Genomic DNA, 19484 nt, shown 5'->3' on the forward strand with positions numbered 1-19484 from the left:
CTTTAGTCTTGATGAAGCTCACTGAGAAAAAGCGCCAAAGCATAATCGAAGCGGCTATTGCCGATTTCCGGGATCATGGATTCGCTGGCGCGAACATGACGCGTATCGCAAAGATGGCAAAAGTGTCGATCCGTACGCTCTACAATCACTTCGAAAGCAAAGATGTGTTGTTTGATGCAATTACGGCGATGCTGATTGAAGCGAAAGAAGCTCTCGAGCCGTTCCCGTTTGATCCGAACAAGAGCCTAGAGGAACAGCTGAACTCTGGCCTACACGAGTACATGAGTGCACTCTCAGACCCACTGATCATCACCCTGAACCGCATCATGATCCCTGAGTACATGCGGGATCTTGAGAAGTCGCGCGACTATTACCGGGAACTCGGTGACAATGATTATGCGATGACGCATTTCGTTGCGGAAGCCATGAAAGCCGGGCTGTTGAAGGAAGCTGATCCCGTCTTGGCGACCGAAAATTTGCTCGGCCTTGCTCGAAACTACTTTTTTTGGCCATTGGTTCTTACAGGCGAGCAGCCTGACCGAAATGACATAGCCAACAACTGTGTCGAGATGTTTTTGGCGCGGTATGACAACCGCTCAAACGCAAAGACATTAGGGAAGCGAACCGTTTGATCCTGCTGAAAAAGCGCGGCGGAGGGCCAGGCCTTGGCTGAAGTGGCAACATCAGAACAATCGATTTTTGCGCGTGACGCCCTGCGTCGCCACAGACAGGAAGGGACCCGCCTTGCGGTGAAGGCAAGGCTTTGGGTGCTTGGGACCATCATGGTCCTCATGCCGATCCTTAATCCAAGTTGGACAGTACTTTATTTTGAAGCCATTGCACTGTTGTTCGCAGCTATCGGGTTCGTGCAGCTTCGTCTCGTGAACACCAAAAGTGTCTGGGCGGAAGTTGCGGTCTTCAGTGCAGACTTTGCGCTTCTTACGGTCGTTCTGTTGGCACCGCGCCCGTATGGCGCATATGACATGCCGGACGTCGCCATTTTCCGGTACGTGGAGTTCAGTTACTTCTTTGTATATCTCGCGCTTGGGACAATCGCGTACTCTTGGCAGGCCATTCGCATCGTTGCGGTTCTTGGAGCGCTCTTCTGGACTGTCGGTGTTGTTGTCGTGGTGCTGACACCGGATACACATCCGTCGGGAGCGGCCGTGCGCGAAGCTCTAGCGGCCCATCCTTTTCTCCGATCACTAATCGATCCGGAAAGTCCTCAAATCGCCGCCCGGATTCAAGAAGTGGTGCTGTTTGCTTTGGTCGCATTCACACTCTCAGTAACCGTGAAACGGTTTGGCGACCTTTTGCTGGAGCATGTGGCTGTGGATCGACAGCGAACAAACCTCTCTCGATACTTTTCTCCCAACATGATCGAAGAGCTCTCCGCAAATGACAATCCGCTGGAGGAAATTCGAGTTCAGGAGATTGCGGTTCTGTTTGTCGATATCGTTGGTTTTACGACCTACGCCAACAGCCGATCTCCCGAGGAAGTAATTCAAACCCTTAGGGATTTCCATGCCCGAATGGAACATGCAGTTTTCGACAACCACGGCACCCTGGACAAGTTTCTTGGAGATGGCGTCATGGCCACCTTTGGCACGCCAACACCAGGAAAATGTGATGCATCAAACGCGCTGAAATGTGCGAGAGACATGATCAATGCCATTGAAAAGTGGAACCTGGAACGCGTCAGCGATGATAGTGATCAAGAGCTCTCAATCAGCATAGGCATTCACTATGGCCCCTGCGTTTTGGGTGATATTGGCGGTGAAAACCGTCTCGAATTTGCGGTCATTGGAGATCCGGTCAACATAGCAAGTCGCGTTGAAGCCAAAACACGCGAGCATGGAGTCAACATTCTGCTTACCGAAGCTTTTGCCGCCCGCATACGCAAGGAAACAGGTGAAGGTGGCGACCCGTTGATCGATTTCACTCGATTTAATGATCAGACGATCAGAGGCCTCACAGACGCAGTAACGCTATACGGGCTGTAAGGCTACTTCGAGACGTCAACACGCGTTGGTCCAAATTCAACAAGCGCAAAGTTTTCCCACTGCACGCGCCGCGAAAACGCACTTGATTGCAGTCTCACGCACCAGTGATTCAAAAAATGTAGAATCAATCCTTTACTTTTTAGGTAGAATTCATATTTTACTTTTCACCAACGCTTTTCATACGGGGTGCAGTCAATTGAAAAACGCAATCACAACACTGGCCGCCAGCGCAGTCGCTATCGCTCTGATGCTTGGCACAAAAGCTCAGGCCGAAGAGCTATCGCGTGCGGGAACGCCGATCACCGCAGAAAATATCGTTGATGTGTTGGATATCCAACGTGTTCTTGATGCGCAGGTCGATGCGTTTGACAACCAGGACTGGGAACTTGCCCGGTCTCTGATGACCGAAGAATTCTTCACGACGATGCGCTCACAAAATGGCCCTCACACGCTGTCCTCTGACGCCTTTCTCGAAGGTGCAGCAGACTATTACGATGGGGTAGACCACTTTCTTACGCATCATACCAATTCAGGATATCGGGTTTTCTTTCACGACAAGGATAGCGCAACAATATTCGCGCGCGGCGTCATCATTGTTAATCGCACTCCCGCTGGAGAACATGCGGCAGATGGCGGCTCCGTGCGTATGGAACGCTGGAACAGCTATGAATATGGCGTTGAGCGGACAGATGAGGGCTGGAAGATCAATAAAATCCTGATCACTTACAACTCGGACGACATTCGCTCCGATCCGAAAGTACAATGACCAGCAACGCAATGACCATTAACCGGGTCACCGCTCAGCTTTGGCGAGACCCAAAAATATGAGAGAGAAGGTCAATGCGCTTCATCCAAGCTTTTTTGGCGCTAGCATTAGTCTTTGCATCCGCGCATGCACTTGCAGATGAAACAATCAAACTCGGAAGCCCTATAACGTCAGAAAACATTGCAGACGTCTTCGAGATGCAACGCATTGCTTCGGTTTTGGGCGATGGCTTCGACAGGGAAGATTGGGACGCGATTATCACGTTCTTCGCCGACGAAGTCAGCACAACAAGTGGCGCCGCTGTTAAGGGCGTACCTGAAATCAAAACCAAAGAACAAATCGTAACTCGATGGGAGAGCTTGTACTCCAGCGTGGATGAATTGATCGTCCATCATTTCACGTCCAACGAACGTGTTTTTTTCCACGACAAGGACAACGCTTCGATGTTCAGCAAAGGCGTTATTGTGGGTTTGACCACGCCAGGTGGGGACAAAGCTACGACCGGCGGAACACTGAAGACATTTAGGTGGATTGACTACGAGTACGGGTTCACCAGAACCGAAGACGGATGGAAGGTGAACAAGCTTCTGGTCGACTATATTGTCGATGAAGCCGTTTCATTGGCAGCCTCACAATAGTTCCTACCTGAAAGGGATGCAGAGCGAGACAGTCAGGTTAACAGCCGCAATGCAGCCATTTGTTAGCAGAAAAGATTGGATGCTTTCGGCCTCGAACAGAAAAAGCAGCCCAAATGCGATGAGGCTCAGGCAGCGTTCTGGAACCTTGCCGCATTTCTACGGATGATTGTTCATTTCGATCTAAGGGGCATTTTTCAGACCGTCGACATAAGTCTTGATCAGGGTCTTTGCCAGCATCAACGACGTTTCGCCTTCCTGCAGTCGTCCGGAGCCTTCCAGCACTGTCATGCCAAAAAGGCTCATCCATAAAATGCGTGCGTGCTGATGAATTTCGGCATCACTTCGGCCCGACAAAATGGGCGCGAGCGCGTGCTCGATCAGGGCGAGCAGCCTGGATACCTTTTCCGAATACCATTCCGGCACCGGCCGGTCCTCAGGCAACTTATGCTCGAAAATCGCGTTCCAGAGCTTTGGATTTTCATGCGTGAAGCTCAGATAGCAATGCACGAGCCGCTCCAGGTCCATGTTCGGGTTTTGGGTGAGTTCGACTTTCGAGCACTCCTGCATAAGCTGATCCAGGGTCTCGCCATTCATTTGCATGATGAGGTCGTCGAGATCATCGAACAAATTGTACAAAGTCCCGATCGTGTACCCAATATCGCGTGCAATCTGCCGAGCGCGGATGCCTCTAAGGCCCTCTTTTTCAACAACTTTTCTTGATGCATTTATAGCGAGCCACCAAAGCTCTTCACGCGTGTGATCGGACCGACGGGCCATTCATTTCTCCAAAGATTCATCAAAAAATGAACAATGTTCATATTTTATCTTGATATTGATCGCTGATCAATTTATTTAAATGAGCACTGATCAATTATCAGTCTTTCACTTCTAGTCCTCACGAATGGGAGCGTTTATAATGGTTCGGATTTCTAGAGACTGGTGTGCCGCCACCGCAATTGCTGCAGGGCTCTGCCTGAGTGTTTCAGCTGTAACACCCGCCAATGCCGTTGGCCTGCTTACGCCATCAGATCAATCGCAGTCGTTGGATCTTCTAAATCACAAGGTAAGCGTGGTCGTGGAAGACGGCTACGTGATCACCACGGTCAATCAAACCTTCAGCAATCCACATGGGAACGACATGGAAGCGACCTATTCGTTTCCGGTCCCTCACAAGGCTGCCGTGTCCGAGTTCACATACTGGATGGATGGAAAGCCGGTAACAGCCGAGGTCGTCGAGAAGGAAAAAGCCCGTCAGATCTACGAAAGCGAGAAACAAGCAGGCCGCAACACCGGTCTTGCAGAGCAGGACGACTACAAGACCTTTGACATCAGCGTCTGGCCGGTCCGCGGCAACGACGATGTTGATATTCGCTTCTCCTATATCCAACCCGCAAAACTCGACACTGGCATCGGGCGGTACCTCTATCCGCTCGAGGAAGGCGGTGTCGACGAGGAAAAGCTTGCCTTTTGGACCGCCAAGCAGACGGTGACCGGGACATTCAGTTTTGACCTCCATCTGCGAACAGATTATCCGGTCGATGCCGTTCGCTTGCCCAAGCACCCGGGCGCTCAAATTACACAAGAGCAGGACGGGAGTTGGCGTGTGCATATGAACAACGCCGCCTTGGCGAGCGGTCTGGAGAAGGATGCGGCTTTGGATTTGCAAAGCGCTCCCACCATCGATGAGACCGGGCTCAGCGAGGGTCAGGCAACGCAAGGCCAGACCCCGGTGGCGCTGGATCAGGATATCGTCGTCTATTGGCGGCAAACGCAAAATCAGCCGGCACGCGTCGATATGGTGCCCTACAAGGCGGACCCGTCCGGTCGCGGGACGTTCATGCTGACCTTGACGCCGGGCATGGATCTTAAGCCCATCACCGAGGGGCGTGACTGGATCTTTGTTCTGGACCGGTCCGGATCAATGGGAGGCAAGATCGCAACGTTGAGTGAAGGTGTCGGCAAGGCGCTCGGAAAACTGCGGCCAGAAGACCGTTTCCGGATCATCTTTTTCAACGACGGAACAAGCGAGCTTACGAACGGCTTCACACCGGCGTCTGCCGATCAGATCAATCAGGCACTGAACAGTGTCCGCGGCGTTCAGGCCGGCGGCGGCACCGATCTTTATGCAGGACTGAAGCGAGGCCTTAATGCCCTGGATTCCGATCGCACGGGTGCCATCGTTCTGGTGACGGATGGTGTTGCGAATGTCGGCACCACGGAGACCAAAAAGTTCCTGGAACTGACGCAGCAAAAGGATGTGCGTCTCTTCACCGCGATTATGGGCAACAGTGCCAATGTCCCCCTGCTCGAGCCGATGACGGATGCGTCCGGCGGCTTCGCGGTCAGAGTTTCAAACTCCGACGACATTGTCGGTACGCTCCTGCAGGCAACTTCAAAGGTGACGCACGAAGCGCTCCATGGCCTGAAACTGGATCTGACACAGAAGGACGGGTCCGTGCGCATCAACGATATCAGGCGGCGCAACAATCCGTCGCTCTATCGCGGTGAGCAACTGGTTCTCTTTGGTCACTATTGGGGAGAGGGCGAAGCATCGCTCAAACTCACGGGCGAAATCTCGGGCACGCCCGTCAGTTACGAAACCAGCTTCACGTTTCCCGAAACGGCAAAGCGCAACCCCGAAATCGAACGTTTGTGGGGCTATGCGCAGATCGAGCACGACCTGCAGACGATTGGTCTTTTCGGCCCGGACCGGGACCTCAAGACCTCCATTGTCGACACGTCGAAGGAATTCGGCATTCTGTCACCCTATACGTCGATGTTGATCGTTGAGGAAACGCGGTTTGAAGAGCTTGCGATTGACCAGACCAACAAGAAGCGTCTTGCCACCGAACAGGCTGCCCAAAAGGAACGGAAGGCAAAGCCGGTTCAGTCGACCCGCGTCGACACGCAAAAGCCGATGTTCAAGGGCAACCAGCCAAGCCATTCGGGTGGCGGTGGCGGCGGCTCCGGATCGCTGGGCATCCTGGGGCTCCTGCTCGCCTTGTCGGCCTTGACCATCGGCCTCAAGATGCGCCGCCGGACTGCGCAATGACTGGAGCTCTTTCCACTCTTTCCCATGGCGGCGTAAAGCTGCCATGGGTTTCCGTCACGCTGGCTGCGATGAGCCTGGTTCTCTTCGCTGTCTTTGGCGGAAAACCCGAGGCACTCCTTTATGACCGGGCGCTGATTGAAAACGGAGAGGTCTGGCGTCTGGCGACGGGCCACTTCGTGCACCTGGACGCCCAGCATTTGCTCATGAATGTGGGCGCCCTGATCGCGCTTGGGTTTCTCTATGAAACATCCCCGCACGGTGGTGCGCTGAGGCTCTTGTCCGGATGCTTCGTTCTGTCCGGCACTCTGATTTCGTCAGTCCTGTTTTTTGGCGATCCCGCGACGCAATTCTATTGCGGCCTGTCAGCAATCTTGAACACGCTTTATGTCGTCACAATGAGCGTGATGTGGCGTGAAACCGGTAGCAGAATATGGCTTGTTGCCCTCGCTCTCCTGTTGGCAAAAACTGGGTATGAAACCTTCTTTGGCTCAGTCTTTTCGAGCAATCTCGAATGGCCGCCTCATATCGGCGCCCATGTCACCGGTATCTTCGTTGGCGTCCTCCTTTCGGTTTCGAATTGTCTGAGAAGGCGTTCCTGACACCGAGACGGTTTTGCGAGCGCAGCTTTTTTGCGGCGGAGCGCCCGATCTGAGGACGAAACAGTCCTGCCGATCCCCCACTACCAGTGCCGGTTTGAGTGCTTGACACCCGACGCGGCGCCTTGCAGCACGGGCAGCGTCCAGATTTGCTTGCCCGCTTCTGTCCCGCGTGAGATTGTCCGAAAATGAACGCTGCACATCCGGAAAAAACGTCGATTATCGACACTGATTGGTGGTCCGTGGGAACGGTGACCATCGGCATTACCGTGTTTGCCATCGCACAGGGTCTGACCTATCCGCTGATCTCCTTGCTGCTGGCGGCGCGTGAAATCTCCGATACGATGATCGGCTTCAATGCCGCCGCGTTCATGCTCGGGCTGGGAACGTCTGTTCTGATCGTACCAAGCCTTTCTCGGCATCTTCGGGCGGGCCAGGTCATTGTTGCCGGCCTGCTGGGTGCGGCGATTTCGCTTGGAGGATTTGCGGCCACGGACAATCTGGCTGCCTGGTTTCTCCTGCGCTTTGCTTTGGGGTTCTGCGTCAACGCGATCTATGTCTTTGGTGAGGCGTGGCTGAACGCTGCAACAGCCGATGCGGTGCGTGGCCGCGTCTCCGGCGTCTACAGCGCGGGCATGGCGACAGGCTTTGTGATCGGACCTTTGGCCATCCCACTCTTCGGGATCGAAAGCGGGCTTGCCTTCGCCGCTTGTGCCGTCCTGGTTTCATTCGTTGCCTTTGGCCTGGCGCTGCTGTCCAAACGCGCCAGGGTGGAACCCGAGAAGCCCGCGATTTCCGATCTGCCGCGGTTTGCGCGGTCGGCGCCAATGCTCGTATTTCTCGTGGTGGCATTCGGATTCATTGACGCATCGGTCCTGTCTCTCTCACCAGTCCATCTGACCGGTGCCGGGGCGAGTGCGGCTCTGGCGGCGACGTTTCTGGCCGTCATGCATATCGGCATGATCGTCGCGCAACCGCTCCTGGGCATGTTGCTGGATCGAATGGATCGCTGGCGTGTGGCGACCGCCTGTCTGGCATCGACCGGCCTTATCTTTTTCCTGCTGACGTTTGTTCCGATCACTGGATGGCTTATCTGGGTCTTCGCCACTTTGGGTGGGGCTGCTTTCCTCGGGATCTACACGTCTGCGCTTGCAATTCTGGGTCAGGAACACAGCGGGCGCGGATTGACCGCAGGAGCGGCTGCCTTTTCCCTTGCTTATGCGACTGGAGGGGTCATCGGACCAGTGGTCACCGGACCTCTCATATCGGTCGTTCCGGGCGCAACATTCATACCGGTGGCGATAATCGGTTTGTGCGGCGCCGCTGTCGTCTGGCTCAAGAGATAGATTGGGCGTGACGGGGCTCTGAACCTTTAGATCCGTCGCGTCGCTGCGAAAACGCTTGGGGCAAATACGTCGGTCTCCACCCGATCTGTTTCCGGTGTTTGTACGCAAAGTGGCGTTCACGTTGCGGCAGGACCGGTGGCAGCAATGGGCCGGATGTCAGCAGATTTAAAATCAGACCTGACCAGACCCTCGGCCAGATGATATGCCTGCAGAAAGGCTCGCGTTCACCAGAAAAGGCTCTGTCATGCCCGCCCGATTTACGCTGTACTACTGGCCAATTCCCTTCCGTGCGCAGTTCGCGCGCTACATTCTCGCCCATGCCGGCGAGGCGTGGGATGAACCTGATGTGGATGCGTTGCTCGTGCTATATCAGGCGCCTATTCAAGGGCAGCCGGTCCCCTTCATGGCGCCTCCCGTATTGCACGATGCTGAAGCCGATCTGTGGCTGTCGCAAGCTGTGGCGATTACCAGCTATTTGGGCGAGCGCTTTGGCCTGATGCCGGGAACCCCTGAAAAGGACGCGCTGACCCGCAAGGTTCTCGGCGACTGCCTCGATGTGCTGCACGGGCTCACGCTCAATTGCGGCGCAGCGATGTGGGAAGACGAGGGCTGGGCCGAATTTGCCGAAGAACGCCTGCCGCGCTGGCTGGAGATTTTCGAGGCACTCGGGTCGCGCCACGGCTTGCAAAGCGATCAAGGCACGCTGCTGGGCACCGATGAACCAGGCGTTGCGGATCTGGCTTGCGCGGCGCTCTGGGTGACGATCTGCGATACCTTGCCGGAGCTGGAAGAGCTTATCGCTCAGCACGCACCAAAGGTGTTGGCATTGTCCCGGCGTATCGGCGCGCTGCCGACGATCGCCGAGTTGCGCGCTGACCAGAAACAGCGCTGGGGCAATCTATGGTGCGAAGGCCAGATCGAGGAGTCACTCAGATCCGTGCTCGCCAACTGGCAACGCTGATACAGGGCTTTCGGACTTTGAGCGGTTGTTTGTCCGATTTCGCTGCCGCGCGAGAGAAAGACAGTTTTGCGCACGAAGTTGCCTGTCTACTCGAAGAACGCAATGCCGGATTTTGGGTTTGCGGTGGTGAACTTTATGAACTGCAAATCGCAGAGACATCATTTACGGTCAAAAAAAAATTTTCGGATTGTCGAATTCGCCTGGTTTCGCGCGTCTGGTCGCCAGAAGGCAACAGGTGCTTTCGATTACCAAGAAGGGATGACCGCTATGCAATTCATGCTTTTGATCTACAGCCAAGAAGGTTCGGGACCACAGCCGGGCACAGATGAGTTCGGGCCGTTCATCGGGGCCTACATGGGCTTCACGCAGAAAATGAAGGACGAAGGCAAGCTTATCTCGGGTGAAGGACTGCAGCCCGTCGCAACGGCGACAACGCTCTCCATCCGCAACGGTAAGACCCAGACCATGGACGGGCCTTTTGCGGAGACCAAAGAACAGTTGGGCGGCTACTATCTGCTCGAACTTGCGGATTTGGACGAGGCCCTGAAATGCGCCGCCGAGATCCCAACCGCCAACTATGGTCGGATCGAGGTACGACCCGTCGCGGTCTACGACTGATCCGCCATGCAGTCCCCGAACCAGGTCGATGCCCAGATCACGCGCCTGATCCGAGAGGAGTGGGGCCGGCTGTTGGCGGTGCTGACCGGGTTCGGCGGAGACCTGTCCCTGGCCGAAGACTGCTTGCATGACGCCGTCGTTGCGGCGCTGCAGACCTGGCCTGAAACGGGGTTGCCCAGTGCGCCAGACGCCTGGTTGATAACGACAGCACGGCGCAAGGCGATAGATCGACTGCGCCGTGTCCAAACCAATGCGAGCAAGGCCGAAGCACTTGCATTTTGGCAGTGGCAAAACGCGCCAGAAGCAGAAGAACTTCAGACCCTACCCGACAGAAGGCTGGAGCTTATCTTTACCTGCTGCCATCCGGCTCTGGACGAGAAGTCCCGCGTTGCGCTGACTTTGCGCGCTGTCGGGGGATTGACCACAAGTGAGATTGCCGCCGCTTTCCTGGACAAACAAGAGGCAATGGCCGCCCGGCTGACCCGCGCCAAGAAAAAAATCGCCTCGGCAGGCATCCGGTTCCGTCTGCCAGATGCGGAGGACTTGCCAGGGCGCATCGACGGTGTTCTGCAGGTGATTTACCTGATCTTCAACGAAGGGCATCGTGGCAGTTCAGAGCAGCTGACACGTACCGATCTCGCCGAAGAAGCCATCCGGCTAGTGCGCATCCTGTCCACCTGCTTGCCGGACCATCTGGAAACCAAGGGTTTGCTCGCCTTGATGCTCTTGACCGACGCTCGTCGCTTGGCGCGCAAGGGGCCGTCTGGCGCGTTCATACCGCTTGAGGAGCAAAAGCGTTCCCGTTGGGACAGAGGCAAAATCCGTGAAGGCAAGCGATTAGTGGAGACGGTCCTTAAGGCCGGCCCGCCCGGTGCCTACGCGCTGCAGGCCGCGATCAGCGCTTTGCACGCCGAGGCACCCGACTTTGCCAGGACTGATTGGACCCAGATTGTCGCGCTCTACGACCTGCTGTGGAAGCTCCAACCCAATCCAGTGGTGCTGCTCAACTGTGCAGTCGCCCAGTCCTACGCGACAGACCCGTCAACCGCTTTGGAGCAACTGGAGGCCACCGGCGCCGGTCAGCACTTGCAGGCCTATCAACCCTATCATGCCTGCCGGGCGGACCTTCTGGCACGACAGGGCCGATGGAAGGAGGCAACGGTCGCCTATGACCGTGCCATTGTCCTGACCGAAGCGCCTGAAGAAGTTGCTTTCCTGCAGGCGCGCCGCGAAGCAGCAGCCAACTCTGGTCAACCCAGTTCCTGAGCCTTTTCGAGGAGCTGCCGTCTAGAGCATTGAATCACTTGAGTTGGTGGAGTTGATGATCTGCCGGTTGTGATCGAAGCTAAGCGTTCATTTTGTCTGCAGAAAGGGTTGCTTTTGGGCCCATAGCGCGCCGCGCGCCAGAAGCGATCTCAATGCCTGTGTGGCGGACGAAACAGACGCTCACTGCAGCGATGTGAACGGCCGTTTTTGGCATCACAATTGAACCGTTGGAACGGTTTTCCCTTTCTGGTTCTGCTCCCATTCGGAAATCAAGGCATCGCCACAACCTTCGAAACCGTCAGCTAGCAGTTTGTAACGGATCACGCGATCCAGCCTGAAATGCCGAATGTCACATCGCAACTCGCACCACGCCGCAATCATGGCGGCATCCAGATAATAAATCAGAACAAGTGGCCAGATCACACGCTGCGTCTCGCGGCTTTCGGCATCACGATAAGTGATCCGGACTTTCTTCTCGGTGCGGATTGCCTTGCGGAGCTCCGGTAGCTCGAAATTCGGCGTGGACCCCATTGACCAGGACGACGTGACAAGCCGGCGTGTACTTGGGGCCGTTTCGTTCAGCTTTCGCGCGGCCCGTTTGGCTGCCCGCCAAAGTCCAACATCACCCGTGCGCGCAATCATGCCGAGGCCGACCGAAATCGCCTCCGCCTCTTCGACATCAAAGTTGATCGGCGGGAGGTCGTAGCCCTTTCGCATGACGTAGCCGACGCCCGGTTCCCCCAGGATCGGAGTTTGCATCGCTTGAAGCGCGGCGATGTCTCGATAAACCGTCCGTATCGACACCTCCAACGCGCTGGCAAGGTCCCGGGCCAAGAGCGGTTTGTTTGCCGATCTCAGCAGCTGAATGACCTCAAAGAGCCGCGCTGATCTGGACATCGTTTTTCCTCCTGATCTCACGCATACAGCAAAACACTACTGCCACACAGTTGGCAGTAGTGTTTTGCTATCAAAGCGTCAGTTAATCGTCATGCGGCAAGGGGAGCGGCGAATGGCGGCGCCTGCGACAGGAAACCAGATTTGGCGAGGGGCCGCTTATGTTATTGCCGCAGCGTTTCTTTTTGCCCTCGCACCTGCAGTCGCGCGACACGCGTCCAGCGAACTGAATGTCCTTATCCTCGTGTTCTGGACCAACATCTGGATGTTCGTCCTCATGTGCTTGTGGGTCATGGTTCGCCCGCCGGCTGGCGGTCTTCAAACTGGCAAGCTGGGGAAGCACTTCCTGAGATCCGTTTTCACCTACGGTGCCATCGTGACCTATTTTTACGCGGTGAGGCACATCCCTTTCGCCAACGCTGTCATCCTGCAATCCATGGGCCCGCTCTTCGTACCGATTTTGGCGCTCCTGATCTTCCGCAGATTGTCAGACCGGTATGTCTGGCTCGGCGTTCTCATCAGCTTCATTGGCGTGATGCTGATCGTGCGCCCTGACCGCGTGGACGTTTCCGTCGGAGAGGTTTCTGCCTTGCTCGCCGCTTTGGGTGGCGCAGCGGCCGCGCTCGTGATCTGGTCCCTGGGGACCACGGAGCCCCCGGACAGGCAGATGTTCTATTTCGCCTTCTTTGCGCTTTTGCTGTCGACTGTGTCGCTTCCCTGGGTGTGGCAGTGGCCGACGACAGATCAGATGATCCAGGTGTTCTTCATCGCGTTATGCACCATTGTCGGGCAGTTCTTCTACGCAAAGGCCTTTTCAATCGCACCGGGTGACAAGGTGAACACGTGGATCTACATGTCGCTCGTGTTCGCCGCGATTATCGGCTTCGTCTTGTGGGACGAACCCATTCTGGGGTTCACGGTCGTCGGAGCAGCTCTTGTGGTCGGCGGCGCGTATCTCGCAACGCGTGAGAACGGTGCGAAGAAATCTCGTGCGGGATGAGCCTCGGGCGGTCGCCCCGAGAACAGGGCTACTCTAGCAACGGCTGTTTATTCATCGCGCAGCATCGGCAGACAAGGCCTTGAAGCGACCCCTAGTTGCGGGCTTCCCGAACATCCGCTTTGGGTCCAGTTTGACAAGAGGCACGCAAAATCAGTGCAAATTGCCAATGATCGCTGCTGCCGGACCGGAATTGACGGTATTCTTCGGGTTCGTCAACGAAAAGGGTCGACGACCCGTGTTCACCAGCTGCACTGCCGTGGCTGACTGGAGCTCTCATGCGCCTGCTTACCGTTACTTTTGCCTTCTTCCTTTTTGCCCAACCGGCTCTGGCTGATCTTAAAGGCAAGATATCAGCGGCCGCGCCATCGGGTGTCGTGCTCGTGCTGGATGAAGAAGGCAATGAACTGGTGGCGCAAAACGCTGACCGGAACTTCGTGCCGGCTTCTGTTGCCAAGATCGTCACCGCATGGCTGGCGATGGAGGTTCTGGGGAGCGATTACCGGTTTGAAACCAGCTTTTACCTGGACAGCGACAGGGTGCTCCATGTTCGCGGCGGTGGCGATCCCTTCCTTGTGTCCGAAGAGCTCGAATTGCTCGCTTCCGACCTCGTTGCCGCGACCGGCAAGGAGCCTTTTAAAGGGCTCGTTCTTGATGCAAGCTATTACCCTTCAGACCTGCGCATCCCCGGTATCGAAGACACCAACAAGTCATATGACGCCCTGAACTCCGCCTTCGCCGCAAATTTCAATACGATCCATGCCGTGCGCAAGGGAAACTCGGTGCGCTCTGCCGAGAAGCAGACCCCGATCACGCCGTTGGCAATCAGCCAATTCCGCGAGCGTGGTCCCAACGGACGAGGGCGCATTAATCTTGCTCCAAAAGATCCTGCCGTGGGCGTGCGGTATGCCGGTGAGCTTCTCGCCGCCTTTATCGAAAAGGCCGGCGGGAGCGTTGAAGGCGACATCAAAGTCGGATCCATTCCCGCGAACCTGGAGCCCGTTCATGTGCACCGCCAGTCGCGCCCCCTGTCAGAGGTCCTTACCTTGCTGCTGCTGGGGTCGAACAACTACATTGCCAACCAGATCTTTCTGGAGATTGGTGCACATCGTTTGGGTGGGCCTGTCAGCCTCGAGAAATCACTCAAAGTTGCCTCGGAGATCTTTGCAGAGCACGGGATCGACGGCGCTATCGAGCTCAAGGAAGGCTCCGGCATCAGCCCCGAAAACCGCTTCTCCACTTACGGCTTGGCCAAGGTTCTGAAGGAGTTTGCGCCTTATGCCGAGCTGCTTCCAAAAACCCGGGCGGGGTCCCGGTACAAGACAGGCACGATCCCCGGTGAGCGTACGCTGGCGGGATACGTGAACACGACCAAGTACGGCCTGGTGCCTTTCGTGATCTCGCTCGGTGGCAAAACCGGAAAGACCCGGTTCCGGCTGCTCCGGACCATGGAGAAAGATCTTTAGCAGGATTGTTTTTCGAACCTGGGACCTGGCTGGTTGCCGTTAGACCTTCGTGCCGGGTCTCCTCCACATCGAAATGAGAACCGCCGCAAAGATGACGGCGCCGCCGGTCAATGTTGCGACAGGTGGTATCTCCGACAGGACCAACAATGCGAGCAAAGGGGCAAGCGGTGTCTCCAAAGCTCCGATAAGCGCGGTCTGTCCCGCAGGAACACGTTTTGCGCCTTCTGCAAGCGTGACAGATGCGATCGCAAAGAGAATTCCAAAGGCTGCAAGTATCGCGATTTCCTGGGGTGCAGTCTGAAACGGCGTGCCGAGCACAATTGCCAGCGGCAGCAGCAAGGCTGACTGCATGACCGATGGCCCGGCGCTCGGCGTCTCGGGTCGCGCCCGGTAGACGACCATGATCAATGCCATGACCAGCGTCATCAAGAGAGCCAGGAAGTCTCCCCAAAGGTCCAGACTTCCGACGGACCCCCAAACGACGATCCCGACGCCGGCAAAGGCAGCCGCGGCGCAGAACATGGTTCTTCGTTCCATGCGTTCTCCGATTGCCACCCACGCCATGAGAGCTGCAATGAGTGGGGCGATCGCATAAATCAGCGCGACATTGGCAATCGATGTCGACTTGAAGGCGGAAATAAAGGCCACCTGGCCGGCGGCGCCGACCAATGCGACTGTAAGCCCCGCCGTGCCCATGCCGAGGAACTCTCGTCTCAATGAGCTTCGTTCAGCCGCCCAGGCGGTTGTCGCCAGCACCGCAAAGACGCCCCGCCAAAAAATCACGGCCCAGGCCCCGGCCTCCACGCCCTTGGTGAAAAGACCCGCCGTACTGAATGTAACAGCCGACGCGACAAGGAGACCGACGCCGAGGGCGTAATCCGTTCGCAATCGCGGGGCTGATGATCCGTCTACAGTCATTTTATGATTTCTTGCGTGAGATGAGGGACAAAATCTGTGCTTTGTTCAGTTTCGGGTTCGACTATTCGGCACCGCGAGCCCTGTGACAAAGGAATTGATTTCACCGCATGAATTAGCTTTTCTAATGCATGATATGCGTCGAGATTTACCGCCACTCCGTTCCTTGAGAGCGTTTGAAGCCGCTGCGCGGCATTTGAGTTTTGCGAAGGCCGCCAATGAGTTGGGCGTGACCCCGGGCGCGATCAGTCACCAGATCAAAGCTCTTGAGGAGTGGCTCGGGGCACCGGTCTTTCATCGTTTGACCCGCGCGCTCAGGCTCACCGACACGGGTGCTGCTGCTCTACCGCTCCTGACGGAGGGCTTTGACAGCCTTTCGGCAGGCGTGGCCCGCATGCGAAACCCGCGAAATGACAACGCGCTGGCCATCAGCGTCAGCCCGGGCTTCGGCTCGCTTTGGCTTGTTCCTCGCCTCGACACGTTTCGGCAGAAACATCCGGAGGTCGAATTGCGGATCGACGGCACGGATCGTCTCATCGACCTTGCCGGGGGCGAAGCCGATATCGCCATCCGCTACGGGCCGGGCGGCTACGAAGGCGTCCTGAGCGACCGTCTCTTTTCGATGCGCGCCACACCGGTGTGCAGCCCAGATCTACTGAGTGCCGGGCCGGCATTGAGATCGCCGCAAGACCTGAAGCATCACACGTTGCTGCACGTCGAGTGGAAGGAAGTTGAAGGCAGTTGGCGCATATGGCTCCTGGCAGCAGGCGCGCAAAACGTGGATCCCTTTGACGGCCCGCGTTTTACCAAGGAAGAAATGGCTGTACGCGCCGCGCTTGACGGGGAGGGTATCGCACTGGTCGGTGACCGGATGGCGGCAGACCATATTGCGTCAGGCCGTCTCGTGCGTCCCTTTGATGCCGAATTGAGTACGCCTCTTGTCTATGCATATTATCTGCTGCGGCCGAAGGCTTTGGCCGATTCACCGAAAGTGGCGAAGTTCCGAGACTGGCTTCTGGAACAGGTCGCCGGTGACGAAGTTGGATAGGCGACTGCCAGGCAGCCTGCGCCGCATCGGGTGTTTTGGGTTCCTGGCTTCGCATTACTCCGCGCGCGACGGAGAACATCTTGTTTTGTGAAACCGCCGCTCAACGACATTCAGACAAAGACTGTTGTCAGGCCGCAAAAAAGACCCATGTGAATGAACGCATGAACAAGGGGCGCAGCGACAATGGGAATGTTGGTCGACGGTAAGTGGGACGATGCTGCGGATCAGTCTATGGTTTCCGGGACCTACCGCCGCGAAACAAGCAGCCTTGCGGACACCATCGACGATGAGGTCCTGCGGCTGATCGGCGAAGAGCGCGAGAGGTTCTATCTCGTGGCCTCCGCAAGCTGTCCGTGGTCACACGGTGCGGTCATTACGCTTGCGCTTTCTGAATTGGGCGAAACGATCCGGGTCCAATGGGCTGGTGGCCGAAGAATTGAGGGATACGGCTTGTTGCCAGGCGGGCCGATTCCGGGCCGTGCTGATGTCCAGCATGTTCACCAGTTTTATACCAGGACGGTTCCTAACTTTACCGGACGTGCAACCGTTCCGATCCTTTGGGACGCGAAGGCAGGAAAAATTCTGTCCAACTCTTCCGTCAACATCATTGCGGCCATCGACGCAGTTGCCACCAATATCAATCTGCGTCCGGCCGGCAGACACGCTGAGCTCGAGGACCTGACACAATTCATTTTTGACGGTCTATCAAATGCGGTCTACCGCGCCGGAAAGTCAGAGCGGCAAGACGAATATGACGAGGCGGTCGATACCGTGTTCAGGACGATGGACGCGCTCGAGGCCCGCTTGGCGGATCAGAAATATCTCCTGGGCGATGGAATGACCCTGGCAGATGTCCGCCTGTTCGCGACGCTAGTGCGTTTCGATACGGTCTATGCAACGCATTTTCGCTGTACTCGAAAGCGTCTTATTGACTATCCGCTGCTGTGGCGTTTCACGCGCCGCATCTACCAGTTGCCGGGCATCAAGGAGACTGTGGACTTCGATGAGATCCGGTTCGGTTACTACATCAATGACGGAAGCCATAATCCGCATGGCATCATTGGTCAGCAGCCCGAAATTGATTGGGAGAGCCGTGAAGGGCTCGAGGACTGACAGCCATTCCGTGAATTTGCAGTAGCAACAAGACGGCCTGTTACGGTCCCGCGTTTTCCAGCGTTAGCGAAGTCGCTCACGTCCAGTTGCGTATCATCAACTCAAGGCTGGCATTGCTTCGGCCATTGACCGTCATCCGGGCGGACAGCCGCTGTCATTCTGAAACGGAAAGCGTCAGGTCCGTCAGCATGTCCGCCGTGTCTTCAAGATCGAGCGGCACAGACCGTCCGGTGATCGAATAGCCTTCAAAAAACGGGATCAGCAGGGACTGGACACGCGCGCGGCCGGTATCATCCAGGCCATCCGGGAATGCAAAATTGACCATTACATCGGCGAAAGTCCGGTAGTAGTCGATCAGACACTGGTCGATCATCTCGTTCCTGCTGGAAATCGCCCAGATCTCGCGAAATGCGCGGCACATATCGGAGATCTCCTGGCCATGGGCCAGACCGGAAAGCGCAAGAAAGCGAACACGTTCACGAGCGCCTGCAGCTTCGCTCTGCTGCGTCAGCTTCATCAGTGTTGCGGTACATTCCTCGAAGTAGCGGGCCACCATGGCCACGAGCACGTCGTCTTTCGATTTGAAGTAATATTGCACATTGCTGAGCCGCATGCCGGCACGCTCCGCGAGCTTGCGAAGGGTGAGCCCGGCATCCCCCGTCTCGATGAGCAGCTTCAATGCGCAATCGAGGATGAGAATTTCCTTGGGCGATCGGGTTTGGGCGGTAATCGCTTGTTCCTCTTCAACTTTTCTGATGCGAGGCGATTATGCCCCGCCGGTTTCCCAACAACAATCAGAATATAGGCTTGACGAATTAGGTCAAGTGACCTAATTATTGGTCAGTTGACCTAATTTCAGTAGAGGCACACCTATGATCGATGCACTCCGCACCCCGGACTCGCGCTTTGAGGCGCTGCCCGATTACTCCTTTTTCCCGAATTACATCGATGATCTGAAAGGCTATGAAGGACTTCGCGGACATTATCTCGATGAAGGCGACCCGACCGCCGACGAGGTGTTTCTGCTCCTGCACGGAGAACCTAGTTGGAGCTTTTTGTACCGGAAAATGATCCCGGTCTTCGCAGGCGCGGGCGTGCGCGTGATTGCGCCGGACTGGCTGGGTTTCGGCAAGTCCGACAAGCCTGTCGACGACGACACCTACTCCTTTCATTTTCACCGGAACTACATGCTGGCGCTGATCGAGCGTCTGGACCTGAAGAACATCACGCTCGTCGTGCAGGACTGGGGCGGTGTTCTCGGCTTGACGCTGCCGATGGAAATGAAAACCCGCTTCAAGCGCTTGTTGATCATGAACACAGGCCTGATGGCCGGCCCGGTCAACAGTCCGGCGTTCGACGCCTGGAAGGCCGATATCGATTCAAGTCCAGACGTCCCGGTCCGGTTCATCATGCAGAAGAACGAGCCGGTGATCACTGACCTGGAGGCCGAAGCCTACGAAGCTCCGTTTCCCGATCAGCGCTACAAGGCAGGTGTCCGGAAGTTTCCGCATCTGATCGCGACAACGATGGACGCGCCTGGAGTCGCAACGTCGCAGCGCGCGGCACAGTTCTGGTCAAACGAATGGACCGGCGAAAGCTTCATGGCGATCGGCATGAAAGACAAGATGCTTGGGCCCGACGTCATGAATTTCATGCGCACCATCATTAAGGGCTGTCCGGTTCCGCTGGAGATCGCGAACGGCGGTCATTTTGTCCAGGAGTCCGGCGGGGTCCTGATTGCGGAAAAGGCTCTGGCGCATTTCGGCCTGGCGACGGACTGAAGTCGCCGACACCACGTTCCAAAT

At 56.4% G+C, this 19484-nt stretch carries 19 protein-coding genes; 15 read left to right on the plus strand and 4 right to left on the minus strand.

Going from position 1 to position 19484, the window contains the following annotated elements:
• Positions 1-11 precede the first annotated feature (11 nt).
• From RBB47_RS10265 to RBB47_RS10280, 4 genes are all read left to right on the plus strand, one after another.
• Positions 12-632: a TetR/AcrR family transcriptional regulator gene (locus tag RBB47_RS10265; protein ID WP_305985948.1), complete on the plus strand. Its 621-nt coding sequence runs from the start codon at positions 12-14 to the stop codon at positions 630-632.
• 150 nt (positions 633-782) lie between these two features.
• Positions 783-2003, plus strand: coding sequence for an adenylate/guanylate cyclase domain-containing protein (locus RBB47_RS10270; protein ID WP_305985698.1), 1221 nt, complete (start codon positions 783-785; stop codon positions 2001-2003).
• Positions 2004-2085: 82 nt separating this feature from the next.
• Positions 2086-2769 carry a nuclear transport factor 2 family protein gene (locus RBB47_RS10275; RefSeq protein WP_305985699.1) on the plus strand — a complete coding sequence of 228 codons (684 nt, stop codon included), beginning with the start codon at positions 2086-2088 and terminating at the stop codon, positions 2767-2769.
• A 74-nt stretch (positions 2770-2843) separates the two neighbouring features.
• Positions 2844-3407, plus strand: coding sequence for a nuclear transport factor 2 family protein (locus tag RBB47_RS10280; RefSeq protein ID WP_305985700.1), 564 nt, complete (start codon positions 2844-2846; stop codon positions 3405-3407).
• A gap of 180 nt (positions 3408-3587) precedes the next feature.
• Here the strand turns inward: RBB47_RS10280 and RBB47_RS10285 are convergent, their stop codons facing one another.
• Positions 3588-4184 carry a TetR/AcrR family transcriptional regulator gene (locus tag RBB47_RS10285; RefSeq protein WP_305985701.1) on the minus strand — a complete coding sequence of 199 codons (597 nt, stop codon included), beginning with the start codon at positions 4182-4184 and terminating at the stop codon, positions 3588-3590.
• 139 nt (positions 4185-4323) lie between these two features.
• On the opposite strand from RBB47_RS10285, the gene RBB47_RS10290 reads away from it, so the two are divergent.
• The 6 genes from RBB47_RS10290 (at position 4324) to RBB47_RS10315 (ending at position 11246) form a co-directional block, all read left to right on the plus strand.
• Complete coding sequence (locus RBB47_RS10290; RefSeq protein WP_305985702.1) at positions 4324-6459, plus strand: VIT and VWA domain-containing protein; 2136 nt, start codon at positions 4324-4326, stop codon at positions 6457-6459.
• Positions 6456-7058: a rhombosortase gene (rrtA, locus tag RBB47_RS10295; RefSeq protein ID WP_305985703.1), complete on the plus strand. Its 603-nt coding sequence runs from the start codon at positions 6456-6458 to the stop codon at positions 7056-7058. The genes RBB47_RS10290 and rrtA overlap by 4 nt, the downstream gene beginning before the upstream one ends.
• Positions 7059-7243: 185 nt before the next feature.
• Positions 7244-8401: an MFS transporter gene (locus tag RBB47_RS10300; RefSeq protein ID WP_305985704.1), complete on the plus strand. Its 1158-nt coding sequence runs from the start codon at positions 7244-7246 to the stop codon at positions 8399-8401.
• Positions 8402-8645: 244 nt separating this feature from the next.
• The gene (locus tag RBB47_RS10305) at positions 8646-9362 is read left to right on the plus strand and encodes a glutathione S-transferase family protein (protein ID WP_305985705.1); all 717 of its coding nucleotides are present in this window, start codon (positions 8646-8648) and stop codon (positions 9360-9362) included.
• Between the two features lie 102 nt (positions 9363-9464).
• The gene (locus RBB47_RS10310; RefSeq protein WP_371932767.1) at positions 9465-9980 is read left to right on the plus strand and encodes a YciI family protein; all 516 of its coding nucleotides are present in this window, start codon (positions 9465-9467) and stop codon (positions 9978-9980) included.
• Positions 9981-9986: 6 nt separating this feature from the next.
• On the plus strand, positions 9987-11246 hold the full coding sequence (locus tag RBB47_RS10315) for an RNA polymerase sigma factor (protein ID WP_305985706.1): 1260 nt from the start codon (positions 9987-9989) through the stop codon (positions 11244-11246).
• A 213-nt stretch (positions 11247-11459) separates the two neighbouring features.
• On the opposite strand, the gene RBB47_RS10320 is transcribed toward RBB47_RS10315, so the two are convergent.
• A complete protein-coding gene (locus tag RBB47_RS10320; protein WP_305985707.1) occupies positions 11460-12143 on the minus strand; it encodes a YafY family protein in 684 nt (227 codons plus the stop codon).
• A 112-nt stretch (positions 12144-12255) separates the two neighbouring features.
• Between RBB47_RS10320 and RBB47_RS10325 the strand changes: the two genes are divergently transcribed.
• Together RBB47_RS10325 and RBB47_RS10330 are read left to right on the plus strand one after the other, a co-directional pair.
• Positions 12256-13140, plus strand: coding sequence for a DMT family transporter (locus RBB47_RS10325; RefSeq protein WP_305985708.1), 885 nt, complete (start codon positions 12256-12258; stop codon positions 13138-13140).
• 275 nt (positions 13141-13415) lie between these two features.
• Positions 13416-14603, plus strand: a complete 1188-nt coding sequence (locus RBB47_RS10330; protein ID WP_305985709.1) for a D-alanyl-D-alanine carboxypeptidase/D-alanyl-D-alanine-endopeptidase — start codon at positions 13416-13418, stop codon at positions 14601-14603.
• Between the two features lie 39 nt (positions 14604-14642).
• Here RBB47_RS10330 and RBB47_RS10335 read toward each other — a convergent pair whose 3' ends face one another.
• The gene (locus RBB47_RS10335) at positions 14643-15521 is read right to left on the minus strand and encodes a DMT family transporter (protein WP_305985710.1); all 879 of its coding nucleotides are present in this window, start codon (positions 15519-15521) and stop codon (positions 14643-14645) included.
• Between the two features lie 133 nt (positions 15522-15654).
• Between RBB47_RS10335 and gcvA the strand changes: the two genes are divergently transcribed.
• Both gcvA and RBB47_RS10345 read left to right on the plus strand, forming a co-directional pair.
• Positions 15655-16566: a transcriptional regulator GcvA gene (gene gcvA, locus RBB47_RS10340; protein WP_305985711.1), complete on the plus strand. Its 912-nt coding sequence runs from the start codon at positions 15655-15657 to the stop codon at positions 16564-16566.
• A gap of 183 nt (positions 16567-16749) precedes the next feature.
• Positions 16750-17679 carry a glutathione S-transferase C-terminal domain-containing protein gene (locus tag RBB47_RS10345; protein ID WP_305985712.1) on the plus strand — a complete coding sequence of 310 codons (930 nt, stop codon included), beginning with the start codon at positions 16750-16752 and terminating at the stop codon, positions 17677-17679.
• A 154-nt stretch (positions 17680-17833) separates the two neighbouring features.
• On the opposite strand, the gene RBB47_RS10350 is transcribed toward RBB47_RS10345, so the two are convergent.
• The gene (locus RBB47_RS10350; RefSeq protein ID WP_371932771.1) at positions 17834-18436 is read right to left on the minus strand and encodes a TetR/AcrR family transcriptional regulator; all 603 of its coding nucleotides are present in this window, start codon (positions 18434-18436) and stop codon (positions 17834-17836) included.
• A 115-nt stretch (positions 18437-18551) separates the two neighbouring features.
• Between RBB47_RS10350 and RBB47_RS10355 the strand changes: the two genes are divergently transcribed.
• Positions 18552-19460, plus strand: coding sequence for a haloalkane dehalogenase (locus RBB47_RS10355; protein WP_305985713.1), 909 nt, complete (start codon positions 18552-18554; stop codon positions 19458-19460).
• The last annotated feature ends 24 nt before the right edge of the window (positions 19461-19484 follow it).

Source organism: Roseibium sp. MMSF_3544, assembly GCF_030732845.1.
Classification (GTDB): Bacteria; Pseudomonadota; Alphaproteobacteria; order Rhizobiales; family Stappiaceae; genus Roseibium.

Bases quoted from the DNA above. Each gene is read 5' to 3' on its own strand.
- RBB47_RS10265 (WP_305985948.1), top strand. From the start codon at position 12: ATGAAGCTCACTGAGAAAAAGCGCCAAAGCATAATCGAAGCGGCTATT.
- RBB47_RS10270 (WP_305985698.1), top strand. From the start codon at position 783: ATGGTCCTCATGCCGATCCTTAATCCAAGTTGGACAGTACTTTATTTT.
- RBB47_RS10280 (WP_305985700.1), top strand. From the start codon at position 2,844: ATGCGCTTCATCCAAGCTTTTTTGGCGCTAGCATTAGTCTTTGCATCC.
- RBB47_RS10285 (WP_305985701.1), bottom strand. From the start codon at position 4,184: ATGGCCCGTCGGTCCGATCACACGCGTGAAGAGCTTTGGTGGCTCGCT.
- RBB47_RS10290 (WP_305985702.1), top strand. From the start codon at position 4,324: ATGGTTCGGATTTCTAGAGACTGGTGTGCCGCCACCGCAATTGCTGCA.
- rrtA (WP_305985703.1), top strand. From the start codon at position 6,456: ATGACTGGAGCTCTTTCCACTCTTTCCCATGGCGGCGTAAAGCTGCCA.
- RBB47_RS10300 (WP_305985704.1), top strand. From the start codon at position 7,244: ATGAACGCTGCACATCCGGAAAAAACGTCGATTATCGACACTGATTGG.
- RBB47_RS10305 (WP_305985705.1), top strand. From the start codon at position 8,646: ATGCCCGCCCGATTTACGCTGTACTACTGGCCAATTCCCTTCCGTGCG.
- RBB47_RS10310 (WP_371932767.1), top strand. From the start codon at position 9,465: ATGCCGGATTTTGGGTTTGCGGTGGTGAACTTTATGAACTGCAAATCG.
- RBB47_RS10315 (WP_305985706.1), top strand. From the start codon at position 9,987: ATGCAGTCCCCGAACCAGGTCGATGCCCAGATCACGCGCCTGATCCGA.
- RBB47_RS10320 (WP_305985707.1), bottom strand. From the start codon at position 12,143: ATGTCCAGATCAGCGCGGCTCTTTGAGGTCATTCAGCTGCTGAGATCG.
- RBB47_RS10325 (WP_305985708.1), top strand. From the start codon at position 12,256: ATGGCGGCGCCTGCGACAGGAAACCAGATTTGGCGAGGGGCCGCTTAT.
- RBB47_RS10330 (WP_305985709.1), top strand. From the start codon at position 13,416: ATGCGCCTGCTTACCGTTACTTTTGCCTTCTTCCTTTTTGCCCAACCG.
- RBB47_RS10335 (WP_305985710.1), bottom strand. From the start codon at position 15,521: ATGACTGTAGACGGATCATCAGCCCCGCGATTGCGAACGGATTACGCC.
- gcvA (WP_305985711.1), top strand. From the start codon at position 15,655: ATGCGTCGAGATTTACCGCCACTCCGTTCCTTGAGAGCGTTTGAAGCC.
- RBB47_RS10345 (WP_305985712.1), top strand. From the start codon at position 16,750: ATGGGAATGTTGGTCGACGGTAAGTGGGACGATGCTGCGGATCAGTCT.
- RBB47_RS10355 (WP_305985713.1), top strand. From the start codon at position 18,552: ATGATCGATGCACTCCGCACCCCGGACTCGCGCTTTGAGGCGCTGCCC.